The following is a 13091-nucleotide window of genomic DNA, read 5'->3' on the forward strand; positions in this document are numbered from 1 at the left end:
GGGGAAGACAACAGTGTGCGGCGCCGCCTACCGGTGCTTGAGTGCGGAGGCGTAGACGCTGAGCAGATAGTGCCGGTCGCGGTCCGGCACGTCGTCGCCACTTCCCGGCACAGCAAACATCGCCCGGACCCCGGCCGGCAGCGTGATGATGCCCGACTGGCCGCCCGGTCCGAGCAACCCTTCCGCCTCGGCCAACGTCATCCCGCACCGCACCGGCCCCAGCTCCCGTACGCGCCAGGTCCACCAGAACATCCACCAGCCTCACGCCGCCACGATCCCACGCCCTGAAGGTTTCCGGGGTGAGCGTGACCGCTTCCGCACCTGGCAGGGGGCGGGCGGCCGTTCGGGAGCCGCCAGGCTCCTGGGCGTCCGGGCCCGGTCCCTGGCGGGAGCGACGTCTCGGACCACGACGGACCCGAGCCAGCCGGATCTTGATTGTGCTCCTGCTCGTGAATCCGGCCCTGCTGCCGGTCGAGAATCCGGCGGTCAGTCGAAGAAGATCAGGTAGAGCCAGCCCAGCAGGATCAGGCCCAGGACCGTGGCCATCACCCAGGTCGGGATCCGGTGGCCGCCCTGGCGGTCGCGGTCGATCTGGGCCCGGATGCGGGCCTTGCGGCGCTCGACGCGGCCCCACATGACGTCTTCGACGGTGCGCTCGGGGCGGTTCTCGGGCGCGTGCTGGCCGGGCTCGGGCGTCGATGTCATAGCCCGACCAGCGTAGCTCTCCCGGGTCACATGCTCGCGATCAGGCGCTCCACGCGTTCGTCATAGGCACGGAACGGGTCTTTGCACAGCACGGTGCGCTGGGCCTGGTCGTTGAGCTTGAGGTGCACCCAGTCGACGGTGAAGTCGCGGCGTTTCTCCTGGGCGTGGCGGATGAACTCGCCACGCAGGCGGGCCCGGGTGGTTTGCGGCGGGGTTTCCTTGGCCTCGAAGATCTCCAGGTCGTTGCTGACGCGGTCGATCTGCTTGCGCTTCTCCATCAGCGCGTAGAGGCCGCGGCCGCGGCGCACGTCGTGGTACGCCAGGTCGAGCTGGGCGATCCTCGGGTGCGACATGGGGATCTCGTGTTTGGCCTGGTAGCGCTCGATCAGCTTGAGCTTGGACACCCAGTCGATCTCGCGGGAGACCGGATCGAGGTCGCCGCTCTCGATGGCGTTGAGCACGCGGCCCCACAGCTCGACCACGCGCTTGGCGGTCTGGTCGCCGCCGCGGCGCTCGACGAACTCGGTGGCCTTGGCCAGGTATTCCTGCTGGATCTCGAGCGCGCTGACCTCTTTGTTGTTAGCCAGGCGGATCTTGCGGCGGCCGGTGGTGTCGTGGCTGACCTCGCGGATCGCCCGGATCGGGTTCTCCAGGGTCAGGTCGCGCATGACCACGCCGGCCTCGATCATGCGCAGCACGATGTCCGCGCTACCGACCTTGAGCAGCGTGGTGACCTCGTTCATGTTGGAGTCGCCGACGATGACGTGCAGGCGCCGGTAGCGCTCGGCGTCGGCGTGCGGTTCGTCGCGGGTGTTGATGATGGGCCGGCTGCGGGTGGTGGCGCTGGAGACGCCCTCCCAGATGTGCTCGGCGCGCTGCGAGAGGCAGAAAACGGCGCCGCGCGGGGTTTGCAGCACCTTGCCGGCGCCGCAGATCAGTTGGCGGGTGACCAGGAACGGGATGAGCACGTCGGCGAGCCGGCCGAACTCACCGTGGCGCGAGACCAGGTAGTTCTCGTGACAGCCGTAGGAGTTGCCGGCCGAGTCGGTGTTGTTCTTGAACAGGTAGATCTCCCCGGCGATGCCCTCGTCGTGCAGCCGCTTCTCGGCGTCGACCAGCAGGCCTTCGAGGATGCGCTCACCGGCGCGGTCATGGGCGACCAGATCGGTGACCGAGTCGCACTCCGGCGTGGCGTACTCGGGGTGGGAACCGACGTCGAGGTAGAGGCGGGCACCGTTGCGGAGGAACACGTTGCTGCTGCGTCCCCAGGACACCACTCGGCGGAACAGGTAGCGGGCCACCTCGTCCGGGGACAGCCGCCGCTGACCCCGATAGGTGCACGTGACGCCGTACTCGGTTTCTAGGCCGAAAATTCGCCGTTCCATGACGAAACATTAGCCTCACCACAGCGGCGAACGGCAGTGACAACGCGCCCTTTTCCCCGTCATCATCTGTCACATCCATTCGCAACACCTGCGCGACCTGCAGATACACTCCCCGGTTGATGGAACTTCTGATCACCGGCGTGGCCGGCTTCATCGGCTCGGCGTTCGTGCGCCTGGCCCTGCAGGATCAACTTCCGGGCCTGGCCGGGGCACGGATCACGGTCCTGGACAAACTGACGTATGCGGGAAACTTCGCCAACCTGGGGCCCGTGTCCGAAAGTGATCGCCTCGACTTCGTCCCCGGCGACGTTGCCGATGCCGCCCTGGTCGACACGCTGATGCGCCGGCACGACCACGTGATCCACTTCGCCGCAGAATCACACGTGGACCGCAGCATCCTCGCGGCCGCCGAGTTCGCTCAGACCAACGTGGTGGGCACCCAGGTCCTGCTGGACGCGGCCCAGCGCCACGGCGTCACCAAGTTCGTGCACGTGTCGACGGACGAGGTCTACGGCTCGATCGCGCAGGGCAAGTGGCGCGAGGACACCCCGATCGCGCCGAACTCCCCGTACGCGGCGACCAAGGCGGGCGCGGACCTGCTGGCGCTGGCCTACCACCGCACCCACGGGTTACCCGTTGTAGTCACCCGCTGCGCGAACAACTACGGTCCGTACCAGCATCCCGAGAAGCTCATCCCCCGCTTCGTGACGAACCTGCTGTCCGGGCGTCCGGTGCCGCTCTACGGCGACGGGGCCCAGGTGCGAGATTGGGTGCACGTCGAAGACCATTGCCGGGGTACGGCGTCAGCGCTGCTCCGTGGCCGGGCCGGCGAGGTTTACCACATCGGCGGCGACAAGGAGCTGACCAACAAGGGGCTGACGGCGCTGCTGCTGCAGGCCTGCGGAGCCGGCTGGGACCGGGTCGAGCACGTGGCGGACCGCAAGGGTCACGATCGGCGGTACGCGCTGGACGACAGGAAGATCCGGGGCGAGCGGGGGTACCGGCCGGAGGTGGAGTTCTCCGCGGGGCTGGCGGCTACGGTGCAGTGGTACCGGGAGAACACCGAGTGGTGGCGGCCGTTGGCGGGCGAGGGTTCGCTTTAGGAGCGCTCCCGCTCCCCGGGGGCGGTGCGCTCAGTGACCTCGGGCGCGTTCTGATGAGGTGCGCTCAGTGACTTTGCGCGCGTTCGGGGGCGCTGCGCTCGACGCAGAACTCATTGCCTTCTGGGTCGCGCATGGTTACCCAGCCGGTGCCGTCGGGGTTGCGATGATCCTCGTACGTGGTGGCGCCCAGCCCGCGCATCCGCTCGACGAACTCATCGCGGGTCCCGGTGGGCGGCTGAATGTCGAGGTGCACGCGGTTCTTGCCGAGCTTGTCGTCCGGAACCGGCACGAACAGGATCCCGGGGGCGTCGCCGGTGGGGGCGTGCAGCAGCGCACCCTCGGCATCGGAATCGGGGTCCAGGCGGTAACCGGTGACCTCGGCCCAGAACCCGGCAAGGACCACCGGGTCATGCGCGTCAACGGTGATGTGGCGTACCGGGTTGAGGCTCACGCGGCCGGAGTTTACGGCCCTACCCTGCCGGGACGCACTGCCTTTTCGATGCGCGCGCCCGCTCGGAGGGCCCACGCTCGATCGCCCGTCGCCGCCGGCCTGTCACGGCCCCCACTCACCAGCGGTTGGCCCGGCCTTTTCAGGCCGGGCCATCTCGCCGAGGCCCTACTTGTCCTCGGGCGCGCCCTCCAGGTCGACCGACGCGGCCGACACGGTGGGCTTGTCCTCGGCCGGGGCCGGGCCGGTGGCGTCGCCGCGTTCGGGTTCGGGTACGTCCTTGCCGCCCCCGAGCAGCGACTCCAGCGCCGCCCCGGAGATGCGGCGGAACGTACGGCCGCGGCGGTTGCGGTCGAGCACCGCCACCTCCAGCTGGCCGGCGCCCAGCTCACGGGTGGAGCCGTTCTCGCCGCCGACGCTGCCCAGGCCCTTGACGGCCAGCGCGAGGGCCGTGGCCAGGTCCGCGGTGACGTCGTGGCGTTCCTTGAGCACCGTGGAGATGGCCTCCGCGGAGCCGCCCATGGCCATGAAGCCGGGTTCGTCCATCACCGAGCCGTCGTAGGTGATGCGGTAGAGCTCGTCGGCCTCCGGGGAAGCACCGACCTGGGCCACGCAGATCTCCACCTCGTACGGCTTCTGGGTTTCGGAGAAGATGGCGCCCAGGGTCTGGGTGTAGGCGTTGGCGAGCGCACGGCCGGTGACGTCGCGGCGGTCGTAGGCGAGGCCGTTGAGGTCGGCCATGCGTACGCCGGCGCGGCGCAGGCTTTCGAACTCGTTGTAGCGGCCGACGGCGGCGAAGCCGATGCGGTCGTACAGTTCGCTGATTTTGCGCAGTGAGGTGAGGTTCTCGGCGACCAGCAGGATGCCGCCCTCATACGTGAGGACGACGGCGGAGCGGCCGCGGGCGATGCCCTTGCGGGCGTACTCCGAGCGGTCGCGCTGGACCTGCTCGGGCGAGGCATAGAACTGCATGGCCACGGGTGGCTACTCCTTACGATGACCGGATCGGGTTGACGGCGGGCGTGCGGGTCAGCCGCCCGGATTCTCCATCCGGCCGGCGACCACAGCCTCGGCCACCGTGGTGACTTCGGTTTCGGTCAGCCGGTGCGTGCCCTCGGCCGTCGCCGTCATCACCACCGGGTAGATCTTGCGGGTCACGTCCGGGCCACCGGTCGCGGTGTCGTCGTCGGCGGCGTCGTACAGCGCCTCCACGGCAAGGCGGATCGCGTCCTGGGTGCTGACGCCGGTGCGGTACTTCTTCTTCAGCGCCGACTTGGCGAACAGCGAACCCGAGCCGATCGCGTCGTACCCGGTCTCCTCGTAGAGCCCGCCGGCCACGTCGAAGCTGAAGATGCGCCCCGCCCGGCTCGCGTTGACCGGCGCCAGGTCGAAGCCGGCGAACAGCGGGATCACGGCGAGGCCCTGCATGGCAGCGCCCAGGTTGCCGCGCACCATCGCGGCGAGCCGGTTGGCCTTACCGTCGAGCGAGAGCATCGCGCCCTCGATCTTCTCGTAATGCTCCAGCTCCACCTGGAACAGCCGCATCAGCTCGATGCCGATGCCGGCGGTGCCGGCGATGCCGATCAGCGAGTACGCGTCGGCGGGGTGCACCTTCTCGATGTCGCGGCTGGCGATGAGGTTGCCCATGGTGGCGCGCCGGTCGCCGGCCATCACGACACCCTCGGCGGTGGCGATGGCCACGATCGTGGTGCCGTGCGGCGCGAGCTCACCGGCCGACAGGCCCGGCGGCAGCGGCCGGCGCCCGGGCAGCAGCTCGGGAGCTGCCTGGGTCAGGAACTGCGTGAAGGAAGACGTCCCCGCGTTGGTGAACACATCTGGAAGACGCCCGGATGGGTCAAAACCGGCTGCCACGTGGTTCCTTTCAGATATGTAATCGCGTTGGCCAGGAACTCCGGGTCGTCCCGGAACTGCCCCAGACCGCCATTGCAGTTGAAGCACAATATCCCGCGCAACCGGTCGGTGCGATGGTCGTGCTCGACATGTCGAGGATCTTCTACGCCACAAATCGGGAATCGGTCAGGGGCTTGCTCGACTCGCAGTCGGGGCAGAGTCGATGCCCGTCCGGGATCGAGCGGAAGGCCGGGCCTCCCGGCCTCCCTTCTCCTTCGGGCGCTTGCATAGCCTGCTTTGAAGCGGAGGTTGAAACGGTCCTGGCAACAGCTACCGCGGCCGCCGGGTCGCTTGCTGCTGGTACAGAACTGTTCCAGCGGCTTCAGCGCACCGCAGACGCGGGAGCACCTCACACCGCTTTCGCCGTCCGGTCCCCGCGCCCTTGAGTCGAAGTCTTTTCTAGGCAGCGCTCAGGAGGTGAATTTCAAAACCGGACATCTTGTCATTCACCTCCTTTTTGCACATAGCCCCTGACAAATTCCTCGGCGTTTTCTTCCAGAACCGAGTCGATTTCGTCGAGGAGGTCGTCGACGTCCTCGGTGATCTCGGCGTGGCGTTCGGCGACCTCGGGGTTGGCCTCCGTAGTGACGTCCTCGATCTCCTCGTCGCGCTTACCCTTGCCGGACTGCGACTGACCGCCGGTGTCTCGCGTTGCCATCCCTGTCCCCCTTCAACACCCAACCGCTTCGGGTTGGGAAAAACCTACCTCGCGGGTACGACGAAAACCGCTGCGCCGTCACGTGTTTCTCTGCGAGCGAACCGAGCCGGACGCCCGCGGAAACAGATCAACGGCTGGTGATCACCTCGAGCAGGTCCTTCGCGGTGTCGCACTTGTCGAACAGCGCGCCGACGTGCTTCTTGGTGCCCCGCTCGGGTTCCATCATCGGGACCCGGACCAGGGATTCACGGCCTACGTCGAAGATGACCGAGTCCCAGCTGGCAGCGACCACTTCGGAGGCATACCGGGCCAGGCACTGGCCGCGGAAGTACGCCCGGGTGTCCTCGGGCGGCTCCACCATCGCGCGGCGGGTCTCCTCGTCGTTGAGGAGTGTCTTCATCGAGCCCCTGGCCACCAGCCGGTGGTAGAGGCCCTTCTCGGGGCGCACGTCGGAGTACTGCAGGTCGACGAGCTGGAGTTTGGGTGAGGACCAGGCAAGGTTCTCGCGTTCCCGGTAGCCCTCGAGCAGGCGCAGCTTGGCCACCCAGTCGAGTTCGTCGGAGCACTTCATGGGGTCGTCGCCGAGGCGGGTGAGCACGCTTTCCCACCGGGCGAGGATGTCTGCGGTCTGCTCGTCGACGTCGTTGCCGTAGCGTTCGTCCACGAAGGCCTTGGCCCGCTCGTAGTAGGCCCATTGCAGGTCCAGGGCGCTCAACCGGCGCCCGTCGCGCAGGCGCATGAGGTGTTTGAGCGAGGGGTCGTGGCTGACCGCCTTGAGTTCGCTGACCGGGTCGGCGATGCCGAGCTCGCCGGTGAAGACCTTCTCCTCGATCATGTTGAGGATCAGGGACGTCGTGCCCACTTTCAGGTACGTCGAGATCTCCGACAGGTTCGCATCGCCGATGATCACGTGCAGGCGGCGATATTTGTCGGCATCGGAGTGTGGTTCGTCGCGGGTGTTGATGATCGGGCGCTTGAGGGTGGTCTCGAGCCCGACCTCGACCTCGAAGAAGTCGGCGCGCGAGGAGATCTGGAAGCCCGAGCCGGAGCCGTCCTGGCCGATGCCCACGCGCCCGGCGCCGCAGACGATCTGCCGGGTGACGAAGAACGGGGTGAGGTGCGCAACGATGTCGGCGAAAGGGGTCTGGCGGCGCATGAGGTAGTTCTCGTGCGAGCCGTAGGAGGCGCCCTTGTTGTCGGTGTTGTTCTTGTAGAGCTGGATGCGGTGGGTGCCGGGGATGGTCGCGGCGCGGCGGGAGGCCTCGGCCATGACGCGCTCGCCGGCTTTGTCCCAGCGCACGATGTCCAGCGGGTTGGTGCATTCGGGGGTGCTGTACTCGGGGTGCGCGTGGTCGACGTAGAGCCGGGCCCCGTTTGTCAGTATCACGTTGGCCAGGCCGAGGTCCTCGTCGGCCAGTGCGTCGGCCGGGTCGTACGCCGCGCCGGAATAGGTGAACCCGCGGGCGTCGCGCAGCGGCGACTCCTCCTCGTAGTCCCACCGGGCGCGTCCGCCCCGGTTGAGCTCGGGCCGGGCGCCGTAGGCGTTGACGACCTGGGATGAGGTGACCATCGGGTTGGCGCCGGGCTGTCCGGGCACGGAGATTCCGTACTCGACCTCGGTGCCCATAATCCGCCGAACGCTCATGCGATCACTCCGCCCGCAGCTGTGTTGCCGTTGCCCATGTATCGAGCCTAGACGCTTTTCCTGCCGGACTCGCGTCGGGACGTGCCCGGCACAACACGCTCAGTAGAGACAGCACGGGCGGAGGGATGCCCCTCCGCCCGCGCCGGGTGGGTCGTTACAGGTACTGACCGGTGTTGCTGGCGGTTTCGATGGAGCGGCCGGCCTCGGCGCCCTTGCCCCCGGAGACCAGCGTGCGGATGTAGACGATCCGCTCGCCCTTCTTGCCGGAGATGCGGGCCCAGTCGTCGGGGTTCGTGGTGTTGGGCAGGTCCTCGTTCTCGCGGAACTCGTCGACGCAGCTGTCGAGCAGGTGCTGCAGGCGCAGCCCCTTCTTGCCGGAGGTGAGAAATTCCTTGATGGCCATCTTCTTGCCGCGGTCGACGATGTTCTGGATCATCGCGCCGGAGTTGAAGTCCTTGAAGTACAGGACCTCCTTGTCACCGTTGGCGTAGGTGACCTCGAGGAAGCGGTTCTCCTCGGTCTCGGTGTACATCCGCAGGACGACGGCCTCGATCATGGCGGCGACCGTGACGTCCTTGTCGTTGCCGTGCTCGGCCAGGTCGTCGTCGCTGAGTGGCAGGCCGCTGAGGATGTACTTGGCGAAGATGTCCTTCGCCGCCTCGGCGTCCGGGCGCTCGATCTTGATCTTCACGTCGAGCCGGCCGGGGCGCAGGATGGCCGGGTCGATCATGTCCTCGCGGTTGGAGGCGCCGATCACGATCACGTTCTCCAGACCCTCGACACCGTCGATCTCGCTGAGCAGCTGAGGGACGATGGTGTTCTCGACGTCGGAGGAGACGCCGGAGCCACGGGTGCGGAAGATCGAGTCCATCTCGTCGAAGAACACGATGACCGGCGTGCCCTCGCCGGCCTTCTCCCGGGCCCGCTGGAAGACCAGGCGGATGTGCCGCTCGGTCTCACCCACGTACTTGTTGAGCAGTTCGGGACCCTTGATGTTGAGGAAGTAGCTGGTGTGCTTCTCCTCGCCGCGGCGCTCGGCGATCTTCTTCGCCAGCGAGTTGGCGACCGCCTTGGCGATCAGGGTCTTGCCACAGCCGGGCGGGCCGTAGAGCAGGATGCCCTTCGGCGGGCGTAGCTGGTGCTCGCGGAACAGGTCGGCGTGCAGGAACGGCAGCTCGACCGCGTCGCGGATCTGCTCGATCTGCGAGTGCAGGCCGCCGATGTCGGTGTAGTCGACGTCGGGGACCTCCTCGAGGACGAGCTCCTCGACCTCGCTCTTCGGGATCCGCTCGTAGGCATAGGCCGAGCGGGGCTCGATCATCAGCGAGTCGCCGGCCCGCAGCGAGGCGACCCGCAGCGACTCGGCCAGGTGGACGATGCGCTCCTCGTCGGAGTGCGAGACGACCAGGGCCCGGTCACCCGGCCCACCGGCCGGGTTGTCGAGCACCTCCTTGAGGAGCACGACCTCACCGACCCGCTCGTAGCCGAACGCGTCGACCACGTTGAGCGCGTCGTTGAGCAGCACCTCTTGCCCGCGCTTGAGCTCCTCGGCCTCGAGGGACGGGCTGACCGCGACCCGCAGTTTGCGGCCCCCGGTGAAGACATCGACGGTGCCGTCCTCGTGGGCGGCCAGGAAGACGCCGTAGCCGCTGGGCGGCTGGGCGAGCCGGTCAATCTCTTCCTTGAGAGTGACGATCTGGGCGCGGGCTTCCTTGAGGGTTGCCACGAGCCGGTCGTTGTTCTCGGTCACTCGGGCCAGCTGCGTCTGCGTTGCCGCGAGCCGTTCCTCGAGCTGACGGACGTGTCGGGGGCTCTCGGTCAATTTCCGCCGAACCAGAGCGAGTTCCTCTTGCAGGAACGCAACCTGGCTGGAGAGATCGTTGGCCTCTTTCTCCCAACGTGCGGCGCGTGAATCCGCCTCGTCGCTACGTGCCACGTCCCACCTCCCCGGGGGCTCGAACGTTCTGAGAACAACACTAGCGGCTGCAAGCCGGATTTCGACCCATGCAACACCCTCGTCACTGAAGCTTGATCGATTGGGGCAGGTGCGTACTCCAGGCTGTCAGGGGGTTCAGGTACCGTCGGACCGGGATTTTCGTGGGAGGTAATGGGGTGTCGGTGCCTACCGGTCAGATACAGCGTGACGAACTCGAGGTCTGGGTCGATCAGGACCTGTGCACCGGCGACGGGCTGTGCGTGCAGTACGCCCCGGAGGTCTTCGAGTTCGACATCGACGGCCTCGCCTACGTCAAGGACAGTGCCGGTGAGCTGCTGCAGAGCCCCGGAGTGCGCACGGATGTGCCGTCGCGGCTACGGCTGGAAGTGCTCGACGCGGCGAAGGAGTGCCCCGGCGATTGCATCCATGTCGTCCGCCGGGCCGACGACGTGGAAGTGGCCGGCCCCGACGTCACCGGGTAACCCGCGAGCCCCCGGCGAAACCGGCATCAACGCCCTCGTGCACCCAGGGGCAAACGTCACAGGGTCGGACGGCCGACCAAAGAAGCGACAACTCGGGAAAATTCCTCCAACCGGGTGATTTGCCCCGGTCCGCCATCGTCGAGCGTCTTACCGAAGCGCAGCGCGTCGTGCCGCAGCGGCGCCCGGCCCTCCTCTTCGGCCATGCCCGGCGGGGGCACCGCGTCATCCACGGAGCTGAGCAACAGGTAGACGTCGATGCTGTCCACCCGGGCGTTGCCGGAGGAGGTGCGGGTGAGCCGCCGCCGGCAGCCCACCTCGGTCACGGTGGACAGCGGCACCACCCGCAGCGACGAGGTCATCGAGCCGACCGGGCCGTCGCCGGGAGCCACGTCCTCGCCGTGCCAGAGCACCAGCCTGCTGCCGTCGCAGATGACGACCTCCTGCCAGACCCCGTTCACCTCGTTGACGAAGCGCTCCAGGGTGAAGCACAGCACCGACGCACCGCGCAGCACGCCGAAGAGGGCATCGAGGGCCACCTCCGGGTCCCGCAGGTAAGCGCGGGCGGCGGAGTCGAGCTCCTCGTACGGCGACCAGTCGGGGAACACCGCCGGCATCTCGTTGCTGCCCCCGAACGGCGGAGAACTCATCGCGCCCACCCGTTCCCTCCCAAGACCGTACGAATCCGCGTCGGAAACTACCGGATGGCCGCGACCGCGTCACGCGCCGGGATCGGCAACTTTCTCCGTCTGCTGCTCTGCCTGGGCGGCGGCCAGCGCGGCCTGCGCGGCGCGGCGCAGCGCGTAGGCCTCGGCGCCCTTGCTCGGCTTGCGCCGCCGCGGCGGCGCGGTCACCCCGGGCGCCAGCTTGCGCGCCGAGACCAGGAACGCGGTGTGCGCGATCATGCGGTGGTCGGGGCGCACCGCCAGGCCCTCGGCGTGCCAGTCGCGCACCAGCGACTCCCAGGCGCGCGGCTCGGTCCAGCCACCCCGCTCGCGCAGCGCCTCCACCAGCTCGGACAGCTGCGGCGTGGTCGCCACGTACCCGATGAAGACCCCGCCGGGCACCAGCGCCTTCTCGACCATGCCGAGCGCCTCCCACGGGGTCAGCATGTCGAGGATGATGCGGTCGAAACCTTCCCCCTCGGCCTGCGCGACATCGCCGATGTGCAGGTGCCAGGCCGGGTGCGGGCCACCGAAGAACGACTCGACGTTCTTGCGGGCAATGGCGGCAAAGTCTTCCCTGATCTCGTACGAGTGCAGCTCGCCCGATCCCCCGACCGCCCGCAGCAGCGAGCAGCTCAACGCGCCCGACCCGACGCCGGCCTCCATGACCTTGGCCCCGGGGAAGATGTCGCCCATGGCCACGATCTGCGCCGCGTCCTTGGGGTAGATCACCTGCGCGCCGCGCGGCATGGACAGCACGTAGTCCGACAGCAGCGGGCGCAGCGCGAGATAGGCCGTGCCGCCGCTGGACACCACGACGCTGCCGTCGGGCAACCCGATCAGCGCGTCGTGCTCCAGCGCGCCGCGGTGGGTGTGGAACGCCTTGCCGGGCTCCAGGACGATGGTGTGCATGCGGTTCTTGGGATCGGTGAGCTGCACCCGGTCGCCCACCCGGAACGGCCCGCGGTGGGCGGGCACGACTTCTGCGGCGACGGTGTTGTCCTGAACGGTCACTGATCCCTCTCTCGGTCTCCCGGTGGCGCTCACCGGGCAGCGGCGCGGCGCGCCAAGCGGCGCGGCTCCAGCAGCTCGGCCAGATCCGCGACGTGCAGCACGCCGACGACATCCTCGCCTGCCGTCACCGCATACTGTGCACCCGGGTGGGCCTGCACGGCCTTGACCACCTGCTCGCCGGTCAGCCCGACGGCCAGCACGGGCACCCGGGTCAGGTCGCGGGCCACCGCGTCGACCGCCACCCAGGGCCGGCGCGCGTCCGGCACCGCAGCGGCGGCGTTGATGTCCACCAGCGCGATCACCCGCCCGCTGGAGTCGGCCACGGCCAGCCCGGCCCGCTCGGTGCCGGCCTGTTGCGCGCGGCGCTGGGCCTCGGCGAGCGAGGTGCCCGACGGCACGGCGATCAGCGGCCGGGCCAGGCGGGCGAGGTCGATCAGCGGGAACCGCCGGGTCATGCGGGCGAGCCGGATCGACTGCCCGGCGCCCTGCCACAGCGTGAACGTGACGAACAGCAGGAAGATCACGCCGAACAGCGTCAGGATGCGCAGCTGGTAGAGCGTGATCACCGCCAGCGCGGTCAGCAGGGCGATGCCGCGCCCGGCCCAGGCCGCGCCCTCGGTGGCGCGGTTGCGATCCTTCAGCAGCGCCCACAGCCCCGCGCGCAGGGCTCGCCCGCCGTCGAGCGGCAACCCGGGCAGCACGTTGAACAACGCCACGATGATGTTGCTCGCGGCCAGCTGGAACGCGATCTCGCCGGCCACGGTGCGTTCCGGCAGCACCAGCGCCGCGCCCGTGGCCGCCGCGCCGAGCACGAACGACACCAGCGGCCCGGCCAGCGAGACCAGCGCGTCGACGCGCGGATTGGGCGCGTCGCGGTCCATCTCCGTCCAGCCGCCGAGCAGCTCCAGAGTGATTCCCCGCACACCGATGTGGTAGCGGCGTGCGACCAGAGCGTGCCCCAGCTCGTGCAGCAGGACAGAGCCGAGCAGGCAGACCACAAAACCCAGGCCCACGGTGTACGACCACGGCGCGCCGATGCCCAGCTCGTGCTCCGCGTAGCCGCCGTAGACGACCGTGACCAGCACCGCCAGCAGGATCATGGACGGGTGGGTGAACACGGGAATGCCCAGCACCCGGCCCAC

Annotated in this window: 15 protein-coding genes; 2 read left to right on the top strand and 13 right to left on the bottom strand. The window is 68.5% G+C overall.

The window, feature by feature from the left end:
- Positions 1-27: 27 nt before the first annotated feature.
- The 3 genes from TFC3_RS18555 to pafA form a co-directional block, all read right to left on the bottom strand.
- Positions 28-252 (bottom strand): hypothetical protein, encoded by a 225-nt coding sequence (locus tag TFC3_RS18555; RefSeq protein WP_067501380.1) that lies wholly within the window; start codon positions 250-252, stop codon positions 28-30.
- A gap of 234 nt (positions 253-486) precedes the next feature.
- Complete coding sequence (locus tag TFC3_RS38560; RefSeq protein WP_067501384.1) at positions 487-705, bottom strand: hypothetical protein; 219 nt, start codon at positions 703-705, stop codon at positions 487-489.
- Positions 706-731: 26 nt separating this feature from the next.
- A complete protein-coding gene (gene pafA / locus TFC3_RS18565; protein WP_067501387.1) occupies positions 732-2090 on the bottom strand; it encodes a Pup--protein ligase in 1359 nt (452 codons plus the stop codon).
- A 119-nt stretch (positions 2091-2209) separates the two neighbouring features.
- On the opposite strand from pafA, the gene rfbB reads away from it, so the two are divergent.
- Positions 2210-3193, top strand: a complete 984-nt coding sequence (rfbB, locus tag TFC3_RS18570; protein WP_067501390.1) for a dTDP-glucose 4,6-dehydratase — start codon at positions 2210-2212, stop codon at positions 3191-3193.
- A 64-nt stretch (positions 3194-3257) separates the two neighbouring features.
- Here rfbB and TFC3_RS18575 read toward each other — a convergent pair whose 3' ends face one another.
- The 7 genes from TFC3_RS18575 to arc form a co-directional block, all read right to left on the bottom strand.
- Entirely contained in the window at positions 3258-3644 is a 387-nt protein-coding gene (locus tag TFC3_RS18575; RefSeq protein ID WP_067501393.1) for a VOC family protein, read from the bottom strand.
- Between the two features lie 165 nt (positions 3645-3809).
- Positions 3810-4619 carry a proteasome subunit alpha gene (prcA, locus tag TFC3_RS18580; protein ID WP_067501396.1) on the bottom strand — a complete coding sequence of 270 codons (810 nt, stop codon included), beginning with the start codon at positions 4617-4619 and terminating at the stop codon, positions 3810-3812.
- 51 nt (positions 4620-4670) lie between these two features.
- Entirely contained in the window at positions 4671-5513 is an 843-nt protein-coding gene (gene prcB / locus TFC3_RS18585) for a proteasome subunit beta (RefSeq protein ID WP_067501399.1), read from the bottom strand.
- Positions 5432-5905 carry an endonuclease domain-containing protein gene (locus tag TFC3_RS40485; protein WP_082772151.1) on the bottom strand — a complete coding sequence of 158 codons (474 nt, stop codon included), beginning with the start codon at positions 5903-5905 and terminating at the stop codon, positions 5432-5434. The genes prcB and TFC3_RS40485 overlap by 82 nt, the downstream gene beginning before the upstream one ends.
- Before the next feature lie 89 nt (positions 5906-5994).
- Positions 5995-6210: a ubiquitin-like protein Pup gene (locus tag TFC3_RS18590; protein ID WP_023364349.1), complete on the bottom strand. Its 216-nt coding sequence runs from the start codon at positions 6208-6210 to the stop codon at positions 5995-5997.
- A gap of 127 nt (positions 6211-6337) precedes the next feature.
- Entirely contained in the window at positions 6338-7855 is a 1518-nt protein-coding gene (gene dop / locus TFC3_RS18595) for a depupylase/deamidase Dop (protein WP_067501401.1), read from the bottom strand.
- Positions 7856-8009: 154 nt separating this feature from the next.
- A complete protein-coding gene (gene arc / locus TFC3_RS18600; RefSeq protein ID WP_067501404.1) occupies positions 8010-9791 on the bottom strand; it encodes a proteasome ATPase in 1782 nt (593 codons plus the stop codon).
- Between the two features lie 182 nt (positions 9792-9973).
- Between arc and TFC3_RS18605 the strand changes: the two genes are divergently transcribed.
- Complete coding sequence (locus TFC3_RS18605) at positions 9974-10273, top strand: ferredoxin (RefSeq protein ID WP_067507018.1); 300 nt, start codon at positions 9974-9976, stop codon at positions 10271-10273.
- A gap of 56 nt (positions 10274-10329) precedes the next feature.
- On the opposite strand, the gene TFC3_RS18610 is transcribed toward TFC3_RS18605, so the two are convergent.
- The 3 genes from TFC3_RS18610 to TFC3_RS18620 form a co-directional block, all read right to left on the bottom strand.
- Positions 10330-10920, bottom strand: coding sequence for a hypothetical protein (locus TFC3_RS18610; RefSeq protein ID WP_067501407.1), 591 nt, complete (start codon positions 10918-10920; stop codon positions 10330-10332).
- 69 nt (positions 10921-10989) lie between these two features.
- On the bottom strand, positions 10990-11949 hold the full coding sequence (locus TFC3_RS18615) for a tRNA (adenine-N1)-methyltransferase (protein WP_067501410.1): 960 nt from the start codon (positions 11947-11949) through the stop codon (positions 10990-10992).
- Positions 11950-11978: 29 nt separating this feature from the next.
- On the bottom strand, positions 11979-13049 hold the full coding sequence (locus tag TFC3_RS18620) for a site-2 protease family protein (RefSeq protein ID WP_236718416.1): 1071 nt from the start codon (positions 13047-13049) through the stop codon (positions 11979-11981).
- Between the last annotated feature and the right edge of the window lie 42 nt (positions 13050-13091).

Origin of the sequence: Actinoplanes sp. TFC3 (assembly GCF_001553785.1) — a bacterium.
Lineage (GTDB): Bacteria > Actinomycetota > Actinomycetes > Mycobacteriales > Micromonosporaceae > Actinoplanes.